The sequence below is a fragment of the Bacteroides sp. 3_2_5 genome, from assembly GCF_000159855.2.
Classification (GTDB): domain Bacteria; phylum Bacteroidota; class Bacteroidia; order Bacteroidales; family Bacteroidaceae; genus Bacteroides; species Bacteroides fragilis.
Genome location: NZ_JH636043.1, coordinates 135,185 through 157,490 on the forward strand (window position 1 = coordinate 135,185; position 22,306 = coordinate 157,490).

The 22,306-nt window shown below is 42.1% G+C and carries 18 protein-coding genes; 9 read left to right on the forward strand and 9 right to left on the reverse strand.

Annotation, left to right across the window (positions count from 1 at the left end; translation table 11 throughout):
• Positions 1 to 68: 68 nt before the first annotated feature.
• Positions 69 to 455 (reverse strand): HYC_CC_PP family protein, encoded by a 387-nt coding sequence (locus tag BSHG_RS0219945; protein ID WP_224223207.1) that lies wholly within the window; start codon positions 453 to 455, stop codon positions 69 to 71.
• Between the two features lie 136 nt (positions 456 to 591).
• Between BSHG_RS0219945 and BSHG_RS19395 the strand changes: the two genes are divergently transcribed.
• Together BSHG_RS19395 and BSHG_RS19390 are read left to right on the forward strand one after the other, a co-directional pair.
• Complete coding sequence (locus tag BSHG_RS19395; protein WP_005790351.1) at positions 592 to 1,569, forward strand: lytic transglycosylase domain-containing protein; 978 nt, start codon at positions 592 to 594, stop codon at positions 1,567 to 1,569.
• A 44-nt stretch (positions 1,570 to 1,613) separates the two neighbouring features.
• Positions 1,614 to 2,513, forward strand: a complete 900-nt coding sequence (locus tag BSHG_RS19390) for an ion transporter (protein WP_005790353.1) — start codon at positions 1,614 to 1,616, stop codon at positions 2,511 to 2,513.
• Here the strand turns inward: BSHG_RS19390 and BSHG_RS19385 are convergent.
• A complete protein-coding gene (locus BSHG_RS19385; RefSeq protein WP_008657271.1) occupies positions 2,503 to 8,376 on the reverse strand; it encodes a DUF3320 domain-containing protein in 5,874 nt (1,957 codons plus the stop codon). The two genes, BSHG_RS19390 and BSHG_RS19385, sit on opposite strands and share 11 nt — an antisense overlap.
• A 118-nt stretch (positions 8,377 to 8,494) precedes the next feature.
• Positions 8,495 to 8,866 carry a DUF2809 domain-containing protein gene (locus BSHG_RS19380; RefSeq protein WP_005797821.1) on the reverse strand — a complete coding sequence of 124 codons (372 nt, stop codon included), beginning with the start codon at positions 8,864 to 8,866 and terminating at the stop codon, positions 8,495 to 8,497.
• A 224-nt stretch (positions 8,867 to 9,090) separates the two neighbouring features.
• Between BSHG_RS19380 and BSHG_RS19375 the strand changes: the two genes are divergently transcribed.
• On the forward strand, positions 9,091 to 9,759 hold the full coding sequence (locus BSHG_RS19375) for an MgtC/SapB family protein (protein WP_005790360.1): 669 nt from the start codon (positions 9,091 to 9,093) through the stop codon (positions 9,757 to 9,759).
• A gap of 2 nt (positions 9,760 to 9,761) precedes the next feature.
• Here BSHG_RS19375 and BSHG_RS19370 read toward each other — a convergent pair whose 3' ends face one another.
• The 3 genes from BSHG_RS19370 to BSHG_RS19360 are packed head-to-tail and all read right to left on the reverse strand — an operon-like array spanning position 9,762 to position 12,704.
• On the reverse strand, positions 9,762 to 10,535 hold the full coding sequence (locus BSHG_RS19370; protein WP_032497320.1) for a TIGR03915 family putative DNA repair protein: 774 nt from the start codon (positions 10,533 to 10,535) through the stop codon (positions 9,762 to 9,764).
• A gap of 7 nt (positions 10,536 to 10,542) precedes the next feature.
• Complete coding sequence (locus tag BSHG_RS19365; RefSeq protein ID WP_005802486.1) at positions 10,543 to 11,808, reverse strand: putative DNA modification/repair radical SAM protein; 1,266 nt, start codon at positions 11,806 to 11,808, stop codon at positions 10,543 to 10,545.
• Positions 11,805 to 12,704, reverse strand: a complete 900-nt coding sequence (locus tag BSHG_RS19360; RefSeq protein WP_008657276.1) for a helix-turn-helix transcriptional regulator — start codon at positions 12,702 to 12,704, stop codon at positions 11,805 to 11,807. The genes BSHG_RS19365 and BSHG_RS19360 overlap by 4 nt, the downstream gene beginning before the upstream one ends.
• A gap of 171 nt (positions 12,705 to 12,875) precedes the next feature.
• Here BSHG_RS19360 and msrB point away from each other — a divergent pair, with 171 nt between their 5' ends.
• The gene (msrB, locus tag BSHG_RS19355; protein WP_008657279.1) at positions 12,876 to 13,961 is read left to right on the forward strand and encodes a peptide-methionine (R)-S-oxide reductase MsrB; all 1,086 of its coding nucleotides are present in this window, start codon (positions 12,876 to 12,878) and stop codon (positions 13,959 to 13,961) included.
• Positions 13,962 to 14,124: 163 nt separating this feature from the next.
• Here msrB and BSHG_RS0219950 read toward each other — a convergent pair whose 3' ends face one another.
• Positions 14,125 to 14,301: a histone H1 gene (locus BSHG_RS0219950; RefSeq protein ID WP_005780999.1), complete on the reverse strand. Its 177-nt coding sequence runs from the start codon at positions 14,299 to 14,301 to the stop codon at positions 14,125 to 14,127.
• A gap of 148 nt (positions 14,302 to 14,449) precedes the next feature.
• Between BSHG_RS0219950 and BSHG_RS19350 the strand changes: the two genes are divergently transcribed.
• From BSHG_RS19350 to BSHG_RS19335, 4 genes are all read left to right on the forward strand, one after another.
• Complete coding sequence (locus tag BSHG_RS19350) at positions 14,450 to 15,091, forward strand: helix-turn-helix domain-containing protein (protein WP_008657281.1); 642 nt, start codon at positions 14,450 to 14,452, stop codon at positions 15,089 to 15,091.
• A 35-nt stretch (positions 15,092 to 15,126) separates the two neighbouring features.
• A complete protein-coding gene (locus BSHG_RS19345; protein ID WP_008657282.1) occupies positions 15,127 to 16,506 on the forward strand; it encodes an alanine/glycine:cation symporter family protein in 1,380 nt (459 codons plus the stop codon).
• Positions 16,507 to 16,606: 100 nt separating this feature from the next.
• Entirely contained in the window at positions 16,607 to 17,245 is a 639-nt protein-coding gene (locus tag BSHG_RS19340; RefSeq protein ID WP_005790373.1) for a hypothetical protein, read from the forward strand.
• A gap of 133 nt (positions 17,246 to 17,378) precedes the next feature.
• Entirely contained in the window at positions 17,379 to 19,478 is a 2,100-nt protein-coding gene (locus tag BSHG_RS19335; protein ID WP_008657284.1) for a KamA family radical SAM protein, read from the forward strand.
• 90 nt (positions 19,479 to 19,568) lie between these two features.
• Here the strand turns inward: BSHG_RS19335 and BSHG_RS19330 are convergent, their stop codons facing one another.
• Together BSHG_RS19330 and BSHG_RS19325 are read right to left on the reverse strand one after the other, a co-directional pair.
• Positions 19,569 to 20,894 (reverse strand): nucleobase:cation symporter-2 family protein, encoded by a 1,326-nt coding sequence (locus BSHG_RS19330; RefSeq protein ID WP_005790376.1) that lies wholly within the window; start codon positions 20,892 to 20,894, stop codon positions 19,569 to 19,571.
• A gap of 6 nt (positions 20,895 to 20,900) precedes the next feature.
• Complete coding sequence (locus BSHG_RS19325) at positions 20,901 to 21,608, reverse strand: DUF5020 family protein (RefSeq protein WP_005790377.1); 708 nt, start codon at positions 21,606 to 21,608, stop codon at positions 20,901 to 20,903.
• 106 nt (positions 21,609 to 21,714) lie between these two features.
• Between BSHG_RS19325 and BSHG_RS19320 the strand changes: the two genes are divergently transcribed.
• The gene (locus BSHG_RS19320; RefSeq protein WP_008657288.1) at positions 21,715 to 22,305 is read left to right on the forward strand and encodes a uracil-DNA glycosylase family protein; all 591 of its coding nucleotides are present in this window, start codon (positions 21,715 to 21,717) and stop codon (positions 22,303 to 22,305) included.
• Position 22,306: the final 1 nt, after the last annotated feature.

Here is a 22,306-nt window from a genome sequence, read left to right on the forward strand (position 1 = left end):
CCTCACTTTAAAATCAGTAAGGTCTAATTTTCTCTTCTTTTCTGGCCGAAAGAGAAGCTATGTGAAAACTAAATCAGATAAGTACAATGATGAACAAACAGCGGAATATCTGTTTGCCAAGGTGGGAAATTGAAAGAAGCAACACTTCGACGCAGACTTTCTGCCTCCAATGGTATAAAAGCACTATACATCACAGGTAACAGTTCTGTCACTGCCGGTAATAGATTAGTTACCGGTACGTGGTTCACATCCTGATCTACCGCCAGTTTGACGTAATGCGCCTCGTCTTTACAACAATGTGAGGTCATCTTCTTCTCTCCACACGATGCACAAACGGACGCACTTCCCCACTCTACATCCGCCAGACGGCCCATGCAGTAATGGAAATTAATCGTTATGCCTGATGAAACAACGGCATAAAGCAACGTCAAGGTGATTAATATAAACTTCTTCATGTGCATTTTGAGGCTGCGAAAATAAGTATCGACACCGATACTACCGATACCCGTTACATATAATTAACGTATGAACATCCTTTTTGGTTTAATCCTTTTGGTTATCTTTACCCCACTAATTAACATAATAATTGTCATGAAACATATATCTATTAACTATATTCTAACTACTGCACTTGCTTTAGGTATCGGCATCAGCATCCCTGTCCTTATAGGCAGCACTTGCCTCAGCGAACAACACTCTGTACAATCCGAAGTTCCTTATTGCGTCACTCCTCCCACTGTCCCCGAACAAGCTGTGTTTGATGGTGACACAATCGACCTGCGTCGTTATGACCGCCGTGAACGTATGGACCGCGAACTGATGTCCTTCACTTACATGCACTCCAGCACCATGCAAATGATTAAACGGGCCAACCGCTACTTCCCTGTCATTGAACCATTACTGAAAGCCAACGGTATTCCGGACGACTTCAAATATTTGATGGTAATAGAAAGCAATCTCAACCCGATAGCACGTTCACCGGCCGGTGCCGCCGGTTTATGGCAATTTATGCCTGTCACTGCCCGTGAATTCGGTCTTGAAGTAAATGATAACGTAGACGAACGCTATCATATTGAGAAAGCTACCGCAGCCGCCTGCCGCTATTTCAAGCAGGCTTATGCCAAATATGGCGACTGGATGGCTGTATCTGCCTCTTACAATGCCGGACAAGGACGTATTTCCTCTCAACTGGACAAACAATTGGCGGATCATGCCATGGACCTCTGGCTGACAGAAGAAACCTCACGCTACATGTTCCGCCTACTGGCTGTAAAAGAGGTATTCGGCAATCCTCAACGTTTCGGTTTTCTGCTGAAGCGGGAACATCTCTACCCTGCCATTCCCTACAAAGAAGTGGCGGTAGATACAGAAATCAGTGACTTGAGCAACTTTGCACAGAAACAAGGCATCACCTATGCACAACTTCGCGATGCCAACCCCTGGCTTCGAGGTTCATCACTAAAAAACAAAACCGGGAAGAAATACGTTTTACATATACCCACACAAGAGGGTATGAATTATGATCCTCGTAAAACAGTTCCTCACGAACATAAATGGGTGATTGACTAATGGTTAATCAAACAAGTACATTGGTATATTAATATATTGGCACATTGAAAAGTGATTCTTGGCTCCATCGTTTTTTGCATAATCAGCCGCTAAAGCATAAGCTGTATGTCATTATCTTCGAATCCGATACACCCGCAGGGAAAGCATTCGACGTAACCCTTATCATATGTATTCTGCTGAGTATCCTGCTTGCTATAATCGAAAGCCTTCAAGGTCTGCCTTCCTGGCTTTCCACTCCCTTTATCGTGCTTGAATATCTTTTCACAGTTTTTTTTACCTTTGAATATGTCACCCGCATCTATTGCTCACCCAATCCACGGAAATATATTTTCAGTTTTTTCGGTATTGTCGATCTTCTGGCTACATTGCCACTCTACCTTGCCTTCTTCCTGCCCGGAGCACGCTATCTGCTGATTATACGTGCTTTCCGGATTATCCGGGTATTCCGAATATTCAAGTTGTTCAACTTCTGGCTCGAAGGTGAACGTCTACTCACTTCCCTGCGGGAAAGCAGCAAAAAGATCGCCGTCTTTTTCCTCTTTGTTGTCATCCTCGTCGTTGCCATCGGCACTTTAATGTACATGATTGAAGGGACTCAACCCAATACACAATTTAATAACATTCCGAATAGTATCTATTGGGCCATTGTCACCATGACCACCGTAGGCTATGGAGACATCACTCCTGCTACCGCTCTTGGCAAATTTCTTTCTGCCTGCGTGATGCTGATCGGTTACACAATTATTGCTGTCCCTACAGGTATCGTCTCTGCATCCATGATGAAAGAATACAAAAAATTAAAAGACTTACAATGTCCCAACTGTCATAAAACGGGGCACGAAGAGAATGCCACTTATTGTAAATACTGCGGACATAAATTGAAAAATGATGAAATTTACCGGCAGGAAAACACGGCAACTGATCCGGATCGGACTACTTCATAAGTATTTTATCCCCTTCGATCTTTACCTCTTCTCCGTCCAACAGTATTTGCACTCCCCTACGCATGGCAGTCTCCACATTCAATCCGAAACGTGCATACCCCAACAACTGGGCGGTTACCCGCATTAAGTCAACCAAAGGTAAAGCGACCTGCTGTTCCAGTATATTCCGAGCCGCATTGGCTACCTCACGAGGAGGTAAATCTACGGCTTCACGCTTGGAGTCTATGCGGAATCCGGTATACGAGTCTGCTTCTTCCTTGGTATTCCAGTAGAAAACCAATCCATCAATTTCCTGCTTGTAATAAGGAGTTTTATCCAGTATACCATCCATCCATTCAATCAGGCGAGCTGTCTTCCGAAGAATGCCATAAGCATTAAAGATCCTGCTGCTTAACAATGAACGGCTAATCGGAGCCTCCGTACGCATGATCTCATTCAATTGTTTTCTGATACGGGGCTCCCGGCGTGGCATCATCAATTCCCAAGCAGATACATTTACAGAGTTTAGAAGAGTTTTTTCATAAATCTCCGGTGACGCAGTTTTCACTTCTTCCCGAATTACTTGCTCCGGCAACTTCACTAAGCAGTGTTGTGCATGGCATAGTAAACCCTCTTTTTGCACTTCTCCCGATCCTGAAGCCAAAGAAATCACCGGAACGGATCGTTGCGATTTTCCGCACTCAGCTCTTTTCAATTCCGCCTCTATATGGTCAATAACTTTCTGTGAGTCTTCCCACCAATCCAGAGTCCATACTTTACAAATGTTCCATCCCAACATTTTCAGTACACTGTCTTGCACAATCTCCCTATCCCGAACTGTTTTTGCAGCCCGATAATTCTCGCCATCACACAAAATCCCGAGCATATAACGGGAGGTATCATTAGGATCGATAATACCTACATCTACTTTGAATCCGGAACATCCGATTTTGGTTTTCACCTGATGTCCTTTTTCACGAAGTGCCACAGCAATCAGCTCACCCATTTCGACCTCTTCGGATACCGCTGCATAAGAATGATTCAAAACTCCGGTACCCTTACCTGCATATTCAAGGAAATATTTCAAACCTGCCACTCCTATAGAAGATGTCTTTTTCAGATTAATCTGGTCGGCTCTTAATGTAGAGAAGACTTTCATCTCATATCGGGCACGTGACACTGCCACATTCAAACGACGTTCGCCACCATCCCTATTCAACGGTCCGAAATTGAGACTCACCCTTCCGTTGACATCCGGACCATAACCTACAGAAAAAAGAATAACGTCCCGTTCATCCCCTTGCACATTTTCCAGATTCTTAATAAAAACAGGTTCTTCACGATTGAATGCAAGATTCTCTAATTCTGCGTTCTGTAAAACAACATCCGATAACATGTCTTCTATTAAAGTCTGCTGTACGGAACTAAAAGTTACAACACCTATACTCTGATTTCTCAATTCCGGATCGGAAAGTCTGCGAACAATCTCGTCTACTACCGCCTGTGCCTCAGCTTGATTCTGACGACTTTTACCCTTATCGTAATATCCCTCGATGGGTACTAAAGTAACTTTGGCAGCCAGATCATCCGGAGATGGAAAAGTCAGCAACTTATTATCATAATACTGAGAATTGCTGAAAGCAATCAGGCTTTCATGTTTACTGCGATAATGCCATAACAAATATTTAGAAGGCATAGACAAAGCCAGGCAATCATCCAGGATACTTTCCAGATCTTCTATCTCTATATGTTCTTCATCAACTGAATTACTGGTAAAGAAATTAGTCGGGGGCATTTGTTTCGGATCACCTACAACGACTACATGATTTCCACGGGCAATAGCACCTACGGCTTCACAAGTAGGCATCTGTGAAGCCTCATCAAATACAACCAAATCAAACTTATCGTGGTTCACATTGATATACTGCGCTACTGACATTGGACTCATCAGCATACACGGACACATACGTGACAATAAGTTGGAAATCGAATCGAACAACTTACGAATAGACATTCCACGTCCGTTACTGCGAATACATTTCTGCAAAATACCAACCTCCGAACTTTGGGCAGCCGCAAGTACAAACGATGGGATATTAGAAGCCAGTTTTGTATAAAGTTCCTTTTTTATTAATTCCTGATACTCCGTATTCAATTCACGAAAACGCCGGATACTGTCATTGAACAGCTCCCCGTTAAAAAATTGCAGAACCTGCTCCTTCCCGATGGCATATTCAATAAAACTATGATAAAACCCTTTCAAATAAATATTCATCATCCGTTCGGCAGGCAAGTTACGTTCCGTATATGCTGCAAATACAGAAGTCAAGCCACAAGCCTCGAACCGACGAGATACATTCAGCCAACGATACCAATCTTTCAACTTATCCGTGTTCCTTGCCCAAATCTCACATTGTCGTGACGCTCCTGCCAGCCAGTCGTCTTCACAAGCATGAAGCACCTCTTTGGAAACGCCCAATAATTGCAACATCGATTTTTCCAATTGCTTTATACACTCCCAGTCGTATACCAAACCTTCCAACAACTCCCGATTCATTTGCCGGAACAAAGAATACCCCCCAGAGAGTTGTTCCGCCAGTTTCTCCTTAACTCGCCGTATAGACATAGGATCATCCACTACCTCCACCAGAAGCCTGTTCAATTGGAGTATAGCCTTGCTCATCACTTCTATATCGTCCCATTGCTCTTCACCGGGATGGGATTTATTCCCAAATAAGTCCTCAAACCAACGACTACTGCTATCTACTTCCTGTTTTTGCTGCTGATAAAAGAGCAATTGTTGCAAAGCGGGAAGAACTTGTTCTTTATTGACACGGCCCTGAAGCGAAAAGAGAGACAGTTCCTTACAAAACTTCCGTTGTTTTAACAAGCGAGGCAGAAACCAACTCTGTGTAATATCTTTCCATTCCGAGATCTTTTGCTGCACCGGTAAAGTGAGAAAAGTGTCTTCAAATGATTGTTTTAGCAGATTGCAAAATTCATCTCTTTTTCGTCCATGTTCAATGATCCGGCCTATCTTATCAACATTCTCGTCAAGATCGGTTAACAACATCAAGTTACCGGTCATACCAGGAAGTTGCATTAGGATTCGGATGAACCGAACAAAGTTATCCAATAGCTTCTCTGTGCATTTATTCCCTATTCCATAATTTGAGAAGCATCTATTCATCTTCTCTTCCATCTTCTGCAACAGAATCATATAGTCTTTCAGAAGTTTATCCGCTTCTTCTTTCAGTTGAGAAGAGTACTCCATTATATTGATTCCTGTGAGAGGATGCTGATGGGAATGTCCACTTACTTTTCCAACTCCGATCAACTCTTCCACAGCATGATTCCATTCATTGAATTGCTCCTTAGTCAACGAAGCAAGCAAAGAAGCGGGTATCATTATTTCTTCTGTTTCGTCAATGGAGCTATAACGGGTGATAGCCTCGTAGACAGATATGCCACAAGGATATATTCGGTGTAATGCCTCTACATATCCATTAATCTGCTGACGCATTTTAAACAGCCTTTCCGACTCTTCCTTAAACTCTTCCGGTTCCTTATAACGAAAGATCTCAGTTGATTCTTTCAGCTGACTCAGTACATCTGTCTTTCGTGCTTTATTAGAATGCAGTTCCAGGCAGAACGGAGCTAAACCTATATTCATAAGCCTTTTCTGAACTACGGAGAGTGCAGCCATTTTTTCGGCCACAAACAATACCCGTTTACCCTGATACAGTGCATTGGCTATAATATTCGTAATGGTTTGTGACTTGCCGGTTCCCGGAGGTCCATGTAAAATAAAGCTTTTCTCATTTACAGCTTCATAAACCGCTTCAAGCTGCGAAGAATCGGCACTGACAGGCAACGCAATATCAGCAGGAGTTAAAGCATGATCCAGTTCTACGGCATTGGCATCGACTTCTGCAACCTCCCATTCCATTTTACCACTCATCAAACTGCCGACAATCTTATTTTTACTCAACTCTTCGGCATTCGAATGAATGTCATTCCACATGATGAACTTACTGAATGAAAAAGTACCCAAAATAGCCTGTTCTTCTACGTCCCAACGCTTTTCGTTCATCACAGCTTTCCGAAAGATTGAGAAAATACGTTTCACATCGGTTCCATTTTCATCTTTCGGCAATGAATCGAGCCCAGAAATAGTGATGCCAAAGTTTTGTCTCAACATCTCCAACAAGGTAATGTTAAGCATACTCTCTTCTTCACGGGCACGGATAATATATCCTTTGGATACCGACTTACGGATCATCTCAACAGGAAGTAACAATATCGGGGCATAACGAGGACGCTCACTATGTTCGGTTTCATACCACCTCAGCAGCCCCAAGGCAAGATATAAAGTATTTGCACCATTTTCTTCCAATGCTATTCTGGAAGAACGATATAAATAAGTAAGCGATTTCTTCAGATCCTGTTCGGTAAGATAGGTTCTCAATCTTTTTTGAGTCAGCTCCTGCTTAATCAAATCAATCATCGGATCCGATTCCGTTAAAGTGCCATAAAGCCCGAAGTCATACAACGGATTATCCCAATCAGAGGGCTTACCCAAAATCTGAAATTCTGTTCCGTCCGAAAAAGCATCTTCCATCTTATCTATATCCGCAGAGATCACTTGAAGGGCATTACGGGTAATACGCAGGTTCAGAAAATTATTACGTAGACTCAGGTCAAGTAACTTTCGTTCCCACAAAAGTTGTTTGGTGAATTCCACATAACTATCCTGATTATCCAAATCATATTGCTTAATCTCTTCCGGAGCACTAACAGGACTAATGTACAACCCGCTTTTAGGAATCTGAGCTACCTCCGGACCCACAGTCCATGCTTTCCCATGCATAACCCGTTGAGGTAAAGGCAAAATATGAGCAAAACGGCTGCGAGCAACATCTATAAAACAAGTAAAGTCATTCACAGCCAACATTTTGTCATTAGCCAGCCCGACTGCGGTATCGAAAGTCACATTGTTTCCATCGGTCATACAAGTGGCTTCCAGCAAAATAACTTCGTTGATACCGTCCGCCGTTCGTTTGGTCAATAACGAAGGGTCATCGTTCACCGCATCAGGAAATGTCCCGTCAATCAACCAGCATCCCACAAAAGCATGTCCCTGAATGATCACCAACAACGGATGCAACCCCATGGCTTCGGCACATGAAGCATACAACAGTGACAGATCCAAACAAGTCCCTAATTTACCGGAAAGTACATTATCCGAAAGCCTGACTCGCTGACCGGCATCACCAAAACTGGACGGAGGCGTGCAGTATGCAATATGCTGTTCTTTAATAGCCTCGTACAGAGCCGCCAATTGTAACTTCACCCGATTGGGATTACAACTCTGATAAGCATCCAATGAAGAATTACCGGACCACTCTTTCAGGATAGATGACGCCCGCGAAAGAACTCCTGTAAGTACCGGATGATTAGGAACCACAAATGCAGACAAAAGTTCAGGCAATACCTGAATGCCTCCCCATTGATCAAAAGCCAGGATATCAACAGGATACTTCTCTTGAAAAAATACGTTTTCTTCATCAGAAACTACCAGAACGATAGTACCGGACAAGCGTTCGGTTTGCTGAATAAAAAAAGAAGGGTCCAGCATCAGATTTAATCCGGTTATTGTAATAATCTCACCGGAAGCTAATTTTTCTACCATTACCGGTGAAACTGATGCAAATTCAGGCTCCAGAGTTAGAAATACCTTTAAATCCGCAAGCGGATGTTCTGTATTATTTTTAATAGAAAGTAACCGGACAACAGGTATCCGGTTTTGCTGCATGGAATAATTGATAACAGGCAAATAAATAAATTCCACATCCAATTGTGAAGAAGGATTCTCTTGACTCATGATAAACGAGATTAATTAATTCACATTCAAACAATAACATGTGGCAAAATTACATATTTATTTATAAAGGAGACCTCTTTAATTTAAAGAATTTACAAAACAAGCAGAAATATATGTATTATTTTCTTTTCTTATCTAAAAAATATTCTGCCAGTAGAATAAATACATATCCGCCGGCATAACTGACCATATCTTTCAAATCGAAAGTAGAACCAAGGGCTATACGGAGTATACGATTCGATATTCCCAACACATCCACCAACTGAAAATATTGAAGTATCTCTATGAAACAGGCAAAAGCAAGCACATACAAAGGTAATTGTGACAAACCGTTCGGAATAAAAATTCGTATAAAACAATAAATCAACACAACAACCAGTGCGTCACCCATATAAGGACGTACAAAGTTATCACGAACATATATACCAATAATAATCTCAACTACCAGTATTACGACAAAACATATCGCATAGAAAAAACTTTTATTCATGGTGTCTTTCGAATTTTATCTTTCACAGGATATACTGAGAATACAAAGTTCGATTGTTGTTTATCAATACTATTAAAAACTTTATGTATTATATCAACTTTATGATGTCAGTATTTCCGATAGAAATAATCTTTTGACTGCGAATATACGTTATTTCTAAAAAACTATTGTATCTTTAGGTAATGAATAAACGATTGAAATAAAGATAGAAAGGAAATTTACGTATGATGTTGAACTTCGACTTTGTATTAAGACTTTTAGTCGCCGGAATCTTAGGTGCCATCATTGGCTTGGACAGAGAATATCGTGCCAAAGAAGCGGGCTATCGCACACACTTTCTGGTGTCATTGGGTAGTGCACTGATTATGATCGTTTCTCAATACGGCTTTCAAGAAATCATAAAAGAAAATAGTGTTACACTCGATCCAAGCCGTGTAGCGGCACAAGTAGTCAGTGGGATTGGTTTTATCGGTGCCGGAACGATTATCTTTCAAAAACAGATAGTCAGAGGACTGACTACAGCGGCAGGGATTTGGGCGACAGCCGGAATAGGCCTGGCAGTAGGCGCGGGCATGTACGTCATAGGTATTGCTGCCATGGTACTGACCCTGATTGGTCTTGAAGTGCTAAGTTACCTGTTTAAAAGCATAGGAATGAAAAGCTCAATGATAACTTTTTCGACCGATAACAAACAAGTACTGAAAGGAGTGGCTGACCGATTTAATTCCAAAGATTACCTCATAGTGTCGTATCAGATGGATACACAGAAGCACGGAAGCATAGAAACCTATCAAGTGACAATGATCATCAAATCCAAACGGAACAATGACGAAGGACATTTGCTATCTTTAATACAAGAATTTCCTGAAGTGACAGTAGAACGAATTGAATAAGATTATTTCTGTTTTTCGGTGATATACTTCCAATAACGCACCGGCATATCCTGTTTATGTTTACGAGGATTCAGTCGTTCTTTAATTGTGATAGATTTAAAATAAGTCTTCCAAAGTTGTTGGAAAAGTTTTTCGTCCTTATCCATCAAGCTTTCGTCCAACATTCCGGTAATCAGATGTGCTGCTTGACCATCATCATCAAATGTCACCTCCTCTACCGTGTGTAGATCATAATAAAAACCATAACGGCGCTTCATGTCATAAATCAGCCACCGCTGATCGGCAAAACGATCTTTAAAGTGACCTACCGTCAAAGGTAAAGCATTGTGCTGTGGTTCAAAAGCAGCGAAAAAGGTACCATCCACCGCTTTCTGAAAACGTACGAACTGCAACATACGCAAACGCTCCCAATCTACCCGCTTCCATATTTTGGAAAGAGTGAGAACATCCGGATCACCGAAATTAGTCTCAATGGAGACGGGAGAGTCAATGGCCTTTCGGATGTATCGGAACAAAAGCATACCTACTTCCGGTAACTCTGAAAGCCAACACCAGGTGATAGCTGAAAGGGCCGATGCCGATATCTTCTTCTGCAATCCCCGCCAGACACGTCCTGCCTTCTCTTCATCAGTGATAACCGTAAAAATGTCATCATAGAAAAGTGGTAAAGTATCTCCTTTCGAGAGTAAGACATCAGGAAAGGTCTTGCGGTTATAAGCATCGAATAGTGCTGTCAGCAAGCCATCAAGTGTTTTATCGTAGATAAAAAGAATCATAACAATCTCAATCGTTAAAAACAAATGATAACTGATTTTCATCCGTCTTTTTCTTAGCAGATTTGGGCAGTAACAAGCTACGTACGGTCTGTGGAGTCATTTCATTTACAGTCCGCATGGGTAATTCGCTGCAAGTAATAAAATATTGTGCTTTTTTCATAACCACACCTATTTTTTTAAGTTGATAATATCCCAACTTCGAATAACGACGGGAAGCTATAATTAATTTTGCCGACTTTACCCCAATTCCCGGAATACGAAGTATCATTTCATAATCCGCCTTGTTGATATCAACAGGAAACTGCTCGGGATGACGTAACGCCCACGACAACTTGGGATCTATTTCCAGATCAAGATCAGGATAGGTGTCATCCACAATTTCATTGACTTTGAACTGATAGAACCGCATCAGCCAATCTGCCTGATAAAGACGATTCTCACGTACCAAAGGAGGCTGTTTAAGTGCAGGTAAACGAGTATCGTATGTATTTACTGATACGTAACCGGAATAATAGACACGCTTCATCGTGGGACGCTGGTAAAGGGCGGAAGAAAGAAAGAGAATATCCTTATCACTTTCAGCCGTAGCACCGACAATCATCTGTGTACTCTGACCCGCAGGAGCAAAGCGGGGCGCATACCGGAACTTTTTTCGTTCTTCACTACTTTCCAGTACGCCCTGTTGAATATAAAGCATCGGTGCAAATACACTTTTATGATCTTTTTCAGGAGCCAGCAGTTTCAAGTTCTCTTCTTTGGGGATCTCCACGTTCACACTAAGCCGGTCAGCATAACGCCCGGCTTCGTTCACCAATTCCCGGCTGGCTCCCGGAATACTTTTCAAATGAATGTACCCGTTAAAGCGGTGCACTTCACGCAGATCTTTCGCCACACGTACCAAACGCTCCATTGTATAATCGGGATTTCGCACCACACCGGAACTCAAAAACAACCCTTCAATGTAATTTCGACGATAAAACTCAATCGTCAAATCTACCAGTTCGGACACAGATAACGTAGCCCTGGGCAAGTCATTACTTCTCCGGTTAATACAATAGGCACAATCGTATATGCAATAATTGGTAAGCATCACTTTCAGTAACGAAATGCAACGTCCGTCTTCCGCAAAACTATGGCAAATACCCCATCCACCCACCGTATTACCTAATGTACCGGGCTTGTTGGCACGCACCGTGCCACTTGAGGCGCAGGAAACATCGTACTTGGCCGATTCTGCCAGTATCTTCAATTTTTCGAGAACATTTGCATTCATAAGCGGTAAAGAGTTTGCATGTTTTGTATCTCGGCTTTTATCTTATCCCGCAGCGACTGGGGCTTCAACACCTCCACTGCCGCTCCTTTGGATAATAACTCCTGAATAAAATCATAAGTATGCGAAATATAAAGTTCAAAATCAACATAACTCTCTGTAACGGCAATCTCCTTTTGACTGGAATGTAAAGGAAGATTTCTCAGGTATGGAGCCTGTGAAATAGTGGTCCTGAGGACAGTGTGCTGAGGAAGCAGATTTTCATCACGAATAATACCAAAACTATCTCTGAAATGATCCTGAGGAGTAAACTTACGTGGGAAATTGAATGTCTCTTCCGAAAGAGCGATTCTCTTGATCCGATCGAGAGAATAAGAACGAAAAGCTTTATATTCCCGGTTTATTCCTATCAAATACCAGCGATGACGGAATAATTTCACGAAATAAGGCTCAAGTAACACATCTTTGGAGTGTTCCCAGTTGTACGCCTGATATTCCATAGCAAGCACGCGTCCGCTACGCATAGCATCAATAACAAGATCCATGAATTGCACTCCCGAAGGTACTTCCTCAAATACAATCCGGTTCTTCATATCCACATTTTCCTGCAATACATTGTTCAACGAAAAACTATTCAGTAACCACATCTTCAACTTATCGCCCAACATTCCTTCGGCGTCTGCTATATAATAGGTATTGTTCCGTTTATCACATTCAATGTTTATGTCGAATATTTCTTCAATGGCCTGTCGATGGTTATGGAAAGTCCGCAAAGGTATATCAGAACGATTATCATCTCCCGCTCTCCAACGACGATTGATTTCGGCAAATGTCACAGGAGCATTCCGGAAGATAGTATCTACCAGCCAGATTAGTTTATTGAATTGTTGTTTTGCCATACTAAACTTGATTTCTGCTGCAAAGCAAGGAAATGTTTATGCCAAAAATAAGCACAATCCTCCAAAAGATCAAAAGATAATCTCTTTTTAACCACTTCATTGCAGGATACAACAGTTCTTAATAATCCGAAAACGATCTTCGTTTGTTATTTATAAAAGAGACTGAAAATTATGAAGAAGAAGTTTACTATATTTGTCGTGCTATTGGCCGGTATCATTTACACTGGCCATGCACAAGGCGTACAATGGATTTATCAACAAAAACAGGAGAAAAAAAACATGAAGAATCTGAGTGAAATATATTTTGCAGGCGGTTGTTTCTGGGGAACAGACCATTTCCTGAAACAGATCAGAGGAGTAAAATCGACTCAGGTCGGATATGCCAACGGAAACATTGCTAATCCGACTTACCAACAGGTGTGTACAGGAAAAACCAATTTTGCAGAAACCGTTAAGGTGGAGTATAATCCACAAGAAGTTCCCCTAAAACTATTGATCGACCTTTTTTTTAAGACAATAGATCCTACAAGTCTGAATCGACAAGGCAATGACAAAGGTTCGCAATATCGCACCGGTATTTATTATACTGATGAAGTTGACTTGCCGACTATCCGGACAGCCATCGACGAATTGGCTAAAGAGTATTCCAAACCTATAGTCATAGAAGTGAAACCCTTATCCAATTTCTACAAAGCCGAGGAATATCATCAGGATTACCTGGATAAGAATCCCGGAGGATACTGCCATATTAACCCTGCACTATTCGAGTTGGCAAAAAAAGCAAATGCACAGGCTGAGCAGCCCCAGACAAATTACAAAAAACCGGATGACGCCACACTTCGTAGTAAATTGACGCCCGAGCAATATGCGGTCACACAAAAGAACGCAACCGAACCAGCTTTTCATAACGAATACTGGGATGAAAAACGAGATGGCATCTACGTAGATATCACTACCGGTGAGCCTCTTTTTATATCAACAGATAAGTTTGATTCCGGCTGTGGCTGGCCCAGTTTCACCAAACCGATAGAAAAAGAAGTGATAAAAGAGAAGATGGATACATCACACGGAATGATACGTACAGAAGTACGGAGTAAAACGGGAGATGCACATTTAGGACATGTCTTCACGGATGGCCCTAAAGAAAAAGGAGGATTACGTTATTGCATCAACAGTGCATCCTTACGCTTCATTCCAAAAGAGAAAATGAAAGAAGAAGGATATGGAGAGTACTTGAAACTTCTGCCTCAAAAATAAGTCACCAACAGATATCAAAATCATTGTCGGAATCCCAGTGTACACAAAAAGAGGATATCCACAAGATTATCGTTTCTGAAATATAGACGGATTAAAATTCTGTAAAACAAAAAAGCCGGTTTCAAAATTGAGACCGACTTTTCCATTTTTTCTATTCGTAAGATTACTTCTTTGATTCTTCCAAAGATACTTTACGGAATTCTTTCATTGCTTTTTCGATTTCCAATGAAGCTTTACGGGCACGAGTTCCTGCAGCTTTGTTACCATTTTCAATCTGAGCATTTGCATCTTTGTTGAACTCAGCTACCAAAGTAGCAATCTTTTCTACTAATTCTTTCATAATCCTTATTTATTTCTTCGTTAATAATGATGGGCAAAAATACATCCTTTCCCGAAATAAACGCATAAAAACGATATTTTTTTTGAAATTATCAGCTAAAAATCAGCAAAAAAATAAGGTTTAGTCTTTTTTATCTACTTTTGCAGGCATGAAACCGCTTACAGATACTGATTACATACACGCATTGATAGCCGAAGGGGAGCATCAACAGCAAGACTTTAAATTTGAAATATCCGATGCCCGTAAAATCGCCAAAACACTGTCAGCTTTTGCCAATACCGATGGAGGACGGCTGTTGATCGGCGTTAAAGACAATGGAAAAATAGCCGGTGTACGTTCGGATGAAGAAAAATATATGATAGAAGCAGCTGCCCAACTTTATTGCCGGCCGGAAGTTGATTATTCCATGCAAACATTTCACGTTGAAGGACGTTCTGTATTAGTCGTACAAATAGATGAAAGTGAACACAAGCCCGTTTTTGCAAAAGACGAAAACGGTAAATCACTGGCATATATTCGGATCAAAGATGAAAATATCCTGGCTACTCCGGTACATTTGCGCGTCTGGCAGCAAAGCGGTAGTCCGGCAGGAGAATTGATCCGCTATACCGAACGGGAACAACTGTTGCTGGACTTACTGGCAGAAAATACTTCGCTTTCTCTTAACCGCTATTGCCGGCAAGCAGGTATTTCCCGACGGGCTGCAGAGCATTTACTGGCTAAATTTATCCGGTTTGATATCGTGGAACCGATATTCGAGAACCATAAATTCTACTTCAGGCTAAAATAAAAGAATTTGCCCCTGATACCAATTAATTAATAGATATGAATCTAATTAACGATATATTATGGACCTACATCCTGATTGCAATGCTGTTGGGATGCGCCATTTGGTTCACGATTAAAACCCGTTTCGTGCAATTCCGCATGATCGGCAAAATGCTACGTCTGTTGAAAGACTCTGCCGGAAAAGGAGAACATGGAGAGAAACATATTTCTTCGTTCCAGGCCTTTGCCATATCACTGGCAAGCCGTGTCGGTACAGGAAATCTGGCTGGCGTAGCTACGGCAATTGCCATCGGCGGACCGGGTGCCATATTTTGGATGTGGATCATTGCTCTATTAGGAGCATCGAGTGCTTTTGTAGAATCTACCCTCGCACAATTATATAAGGAAAAAGGGAAGGAATCTTTTATCGGAGGCCCTGCCTACTACATGAAGAAAGGGTTAAAAAAAACATGGATGGGAATTCTGTTTGCCATACTGATTACTGTCACTTTCGGATTTGCCTTCAACTCAGTACAAAGCAATACCATTTGTGCAGCTGTAGAACATGCGTTTGGCATCAGCCATGTGCCTATGGGCATCATCCTGACCGGACTGACTCTATTGATTATTTTCGGAGGTATCCAGCGCATTGCTAAAGTAAGCAGCATCATCGTCCCTGTCATGGCACTGGGATATGTAGGATTGGCACTGGTCATTGTACTCATCAATATCACACATCTGCCGGATGTTATCGGAACCATTGTCAGTCATGCTTTTGGTTGGCAACAGGCTTTAGGAGGAGGTGTAGCAGCTGCATTGATGCAAGGCATCAAACGTGGGCTGTTCAGCAATGAAGCCGGTATGGGTTCGGCACCGAACGTAGCCGCAACCGCATTCGTATCACACCCGGTGAAACAAGGACTGATTCAGACCTTAGGAGTTTTCACAGATACTCTTATTATCTGTTCATGCACAGCATTCATCATTCTTTTCAGTGGTGCTCCGCTCGATGGTTCGACCAACGGAGTACAACTCACTCAACATGCGTTGAACAACGAAATAGGAAGCATAGGAGGTATATTTGTGGCAGTTGCCCTTTTCTTTTTTGCATTTAGCAGCATCATCGGCAATTACTATTATGGAGAAGCAAATATCCGATACCTCACCCACAAACGATGGATAGTTTACCTTTACCGTTTATTGGTAGGAGGGATGGTATGGGTGGGAGCCATGTCCACTCTCGATTTTGTATGGGGACTGGCAGATATCACCATGGGGTTAATGGCCATCTGCAACCTGATAGCGATCGCCTTTCTGGGAAAATATGCTTTCCGATTGCTGCAGGACTATCGTGAACAGAAAAAGTCAGGCATCAAAAGCCCGGTATTCACCAAAAACAAGATGAAGGATATTGAAAAAGATATTGAGTGTTGGTAAAGAGCCTCAAAAAGAATAGATGTTATCCGTATAATCTGTAGTAATTTAACAACTTATTTAGTAAATTTGCAACCTCAATCTATAATTGACAAAATGACTTATGAGCATATTCGCTAACTTATTTAAAAAACAGGCCGACGCTGACGCAAAAGTAGTAGGCAATGTAGAAGATTTCGTATCACTGACACGTGTATATTTTCAATCTGTAATCGCAGTAAATTTAGGTATCACGAATATCCGTTTTCTGCCGGATGTAGCCAACTTCAAACGTTTATTCAAAGTAGCCACACAAGGTGGCAAATTAGGACTTGCCGAGAAATCAGCTTCCCGCAAGATGTTGATGCAGGATTACGGCATCAGTGAATCGTTTTTTAAAGAGATAGACACCTCTATCAAGAAAAACTGCCGCACACAAAATGATGTACAGGCATATCTTTTCATGTACCAGGGATTCTCAAGTGACCTGATGATGCTGATGGGTAACCTGATGCAATGGAAGTTCCGTATGCCGGCGATATTCAAAAAAGCCTTGCGCTCCATGACAGAAAAAACTGTGCACGATGTATGTACCAAAACAGTATGGAAAGCTGATGACGTACACAAAACGGCTGCCGCAGTACGCCAGTACAAAGAACGTCTCGGATTTTCGGAACAATGGATGTCAGAGTACGTATACAACATTGTTTTACTGGCTAAAAAAGAGCCGAAACATAAGGACGAAGAAGCAAAAGCAAAATGAAAAGCGGAATGTTATTAAACAAAAAAGAATCGTAAAGAATAGCATGAATAGCAAAGCGGAGGTTTTCTACCTCCGCTTTTTTTGTTATATTTATGCAAATATTTCAATTTTAACAATCTAAAAACAATCGCGTATGAAACAAAAGAAAATGCTTTCACTCACACTTTCCCAAATACGGCAACTATACTGTCAGGAGTTACCTGAACTCACAGCAATGGCTCAACAAAGTCTTGACGACACCGACTTTAAGAACCACCTGCAAGAGTTCCTCACTCCTTACATATCCGGAGGGAACAAAGCGGGTGAGCAAATTCGACTCCTTATCAGCTACGACGGAAAGACTGTTCATGAGCTGTCTAACGAACAGGATATGCAAATACAGACCTTATCTCTTCTCCGACGCTTCTTGACCGGGAATTTGGAAAATGCAGAAATACCTACTGACTTGTTCCTGGACCTATACTATCTCTTTAAAAGACTGGAAGAGCCGGAATCCCCACTCCCCTCTCCACAACGAATTAAAAACCGAACCGAACGCTGGGCCACCGGACTGGACGAAGATGTGATAGAGTTACGTTCCGAGAATCAGGAACGGATGCTGCATCTACTGATACAAAAAATAGAAAACCGGAAATCCAAACCATCTTCACGTTTTCACTTTGAAGAAGGAATGAGTTATGAAGAGAAATATCAACAGGTCTGTCAGTGGTGGAACGACTTTCGCTTCCATCTTTCAATGGCCATCAAAACTCCTACCGAGTTGAACCGCTTTCTCGGGAACTCCCTTTCCAGCGAAACAATGTATTTGTTGTCACGGGCCCGCAAAAAAGGAATGCCTTTTTTTGCCACTCCTTACTATCTTTCTTTACTCAATACCAGTGGAGAAGGGTATAACGATGAAGCCATCCGCAGCTACATTCTTTACTCCCCCCGTCTGGTAGAAACCTATGGTAACATTCGTGCCTGGGAACGTGAAGACATTGTAGAAGCCGGTAAACCGAACGCCGCCGGATGGTTATTGCCGGATGGACATAACATCCACCGTCGTTATCCGGAAGTAGCTATCTTGATCCCCGATACAATGGGACGGGCTTGTGGAGGATTGTGCGCTTCATGTCAACGCATGTACGACTTCCAGAGCGAACGATTGAATTTCGAGTTCGACGCACTTCGTCCTAAAGAAAGCTGGGACAAAAAGCTACGCAGATTAATGTCTTATTTTGAAGAAGATACCCAATTACGAGATATATTGATTACCGGAGGAGATGCTCTGATGAGTCAGAACAAAACCCTGAAAAATATTCTTGAGGCTGTTTACCGCATGGCCGCACGTAAAAGAAAAGCAAATCAGGAACGCCCGGAAGGAGAAAAATACGCAGAATTGCAACGTGTCCGTCTGGGATCAAGATTATTAGCTTACCTACCTATGCGTATTAACGATGAATTGATAGAGATCCTAAGAGAATTTAAAGAAAAGGCTTCTGTCATCGGAGTGAAACAATTTATTATTCAAACTCACTTCCAAAGTCCTTTAGAGGTTACTCCCTACACCCGGGAAGCTATCCGGAAAATTCTTTCTGCCGGATGGCTGATTACGAATCAGTTGGTATATACCGTAGCTGCATCCCGACGGGGACACACCACAAGACTGAGACAAGTACTCAATTCGCTGGGAGTAGTTTGTTATTATACCTTCTCCGTCAAAGGATTCAATGAAAATTATGCCGTATTCACTCCCAACAGCCGATCGATGCAGGAGCAACATGAAGAAAAAGCATTTGGCAAGTTGACGCAGGAACAGGCTGACGAACTGTACTCTCTTCTTGAAACAGGTGAGGACATCGCTACTCGAATACGTCATTTCATGAAGAAACATCATTTACCCTTCATGGCAACAGACCGAAGTGTACTTAATCTGCCCGCTATCGGCAAGAGCATGACATTCAATCTAGTGGGAATAACAGAGGAAGGCAGACGTGTCCTTCGTTTCGACCATGACAGTACCCGCCGTCATAGCTCTATCATTGACAAACTGGGAAAAATATATATCGTAGAAAATAAATCACTCGCAGCTTATCTAAGGCAATTAAGCAAAATGGGGGAAGATCCGGAAGATTATGCCAGCATTTGGAGCTATACGGAAGGAGAAACAGAACCTCGCTTCAAGTTGTATGAATACCCTGAATTTGAATTCCACACAACAGAACGGATGAGCAATCTGGAAGTATTATAAACAACAAACAGTGAATAATAAACAGCCTCCTAATATATAATGCGTATCCTGTTTATTATTCACAGTTCATCACTCTTTGCCGAGCGTCCGTTATTCCTCGTTTTCCTCTTTCACCCGAATTACGATATTCGCTATGATAGCAGTCAAACCACCGGTCGTGATGCCAGACGAAAAGATACTACGAATAGCTTCCGGAGCCTGGCTTAACACATCGGGCATCAATTCTACTCCAAGTCCCAATGAAAGACTGACAGCCAATACCAATGTTTCCTTCCGTCCGATATTTTGTGATGCAACAATGCGGATTCCGGCTGCTGCGACAGTTCCGAACATTAACAAAGTAGCTCCGCCTAATACAGGGTCCGGCATCAGTGAGAAAACAGCTCCCACAATCGGAAATAGCCCCAAAAGAATCAACATTGCAGCTATATAGTAACCCACATACCGACTGGCCACTCCTGTCAATTGAATGATTCCATTGTTCTGAGCAAAAATAGAATTAGGGAAAGAGTTAAATATACCTGCCAGAAAAGAGTTAAAACCATCGGCCATTACACCTCCCGAAACTCGTTTGAGATAGTCGTCACCCTCGATCTTCAAACCAGAAATCATCGAATTGGCCGTTACGTCTCCGGTCGCTTCGATAGCTGTAATCATATATACGAGCCCGATGGCAATGAAAGAAGACACATTAAAATCGAGTCCGTATTTAAAAGGCTGGGGAATATTGAAACTCATCAGCATCTCTACATTCAAAGCACTCATATCTACTTTTCCCAAAACAAAAGCAAGGCCGTATCCCAAACAGAGTCCCAACACAATGGAACTCATGCGCAAATACTTATTCTTGCAACGGTTAAAAAACAGCACGCTGAGCAAAACCGCACCTGCAATCGAAAGATTCTCCCAAGAAGCAAACGTACCATTATCCATCGCAGTATAACCACCTCCACAAGAGATAATGCCTACTTTTATCAGACTTAACCCGATAAGCAACACCACGATACCCGAAACCAACGGAGTAATAATATTACGCATATATTTGAAAGTGCGGCTGATGATCATTTCAATGGGAGCAGCCGCCATACAGACACCAAAAATAAGAGGAAGTCCACCGACAAGTCCCGTAGCAATGATAGGACCGATAAACGAAAAACTTGTTCCCTGAATACAAAGCAACTTTGCCCCTATAGGTCCAAAACGGCGGCACTGGATAAAAGTAGATACCCCCGAAGCAAAGAGAGACATCGAAACCAAGAAACCGGTTTTCTCCACATCCAGTTTCAAGGCACTGGCGATAATCAACGGCGGAGTAATAATAGCTACAAAAATAGCAAGCAGATGCTGCAATGCCGCAAATAATGCATCTTTAAAAGGCGGACGGTCTTCAATACCGTATATCAAGTCTGTTTTCATCAGTTTTTAGTTTATTGTCCATTTCAGTGCCAGTGTAGGGATGACATAAAAACCATCGCGTCCACCAAAATTATTACTCAGCTCAACTTCTGAGCCCACACTCAACTTAAATTTATCACTGATACCTTTTATACGGTTCAGATTCACCCAAAACTGGGGCTCGGTAAGAAAAATAGTCTTCCCATAAGCAGTCTCCTCACGCCACCAGTCAGCAAAGCCGGAAAAAGTGAGCAAGTTATTGCTGAAATTCATATACCAGGTTCCGGTCAGCTGAAAGTTATTGGGAGAATGGTGTTTCTGAATATACTTATACATGGCCGACAATGAAAAGCCACGCGAGAAAGCAGTATTATTATAAGTATAGGTAACTCCCCCCAAATAAGCGTTCTGATAAGAAAAACCTTTGGCAAGACCTCCATTATACTCCACATGTACCGAGAACGGATTCTTCCAGAATTTCAATTCACGGGCTATTTCCCAATAAGCAGCCGCTACTCCGTCAGAAGTATAGTCCATGTCCACAAAGAAATAAGTACTACCCCACTTATCAGGATGAAACTTCTCCACGGTAGAGGTTAATACAGGACGGTCCTTTAAATCTTTATCATACAAAGAACGTCCGAAATCATAGTGCAACTGAATGTTTTGTGCCCTTAATCCGATGCCAACAGATAACAAAAACAGGCAAAAAAGAGCAATAGCAGTCCTTCTCATGTTGAATGTTTTTTTATTAAGGCGCAAAAGTAATTAAAAATCGTGGGAGTACGTTTCTATCAAATAGATATTATCACTATTTTTGCTCCCGATCAAATAGTAAACAATGGACATAGAAATAGAAAATCATCCGTTAGAGCCCTTTCTCCCCGCCAATGCCCGATTGCTGATGCTGGGAAGTTTTCCACCTCAAAAGAAACGATGGTCGATGGATTTTTACTATCCGAACCTGAACAATGATATGTGGAGAATCGTGGGATTGCTGTTCTTTAACAACAAAGACTACTTCCTTAACGAAACCCGGAAAGCTTTCTGCCGCGAACGCATTATCAGCTTTCTCAACGATAAAGGAATAGCTTTATTCGATACCGCTTCGGCCATCCGACGCCTACAGGACAATGCCTCAGACAAGTTCCTGGAAGTGGTGCAGCCCACTGATATAAGCCGACTTCTCGGACACCTCCCGGAATGCAAAGCCATCGTCACAACAGGGCAAAAGGCAACAGATACACTCCGGGCACAATTCGAAGTGGAAGAACCCAAGGTGGGCGATTTCTCTGAGTTCGTCTTTGATGGACGCCCGATGCGCTTATACCGCATGCCTTCTTCTTCACGAGCCTATCCGTTGGCACTCGACAAAAAAGCGGCAGCATACCGCACCATGTATCAAGATTTACAAATGCTTAATATAGAATAAA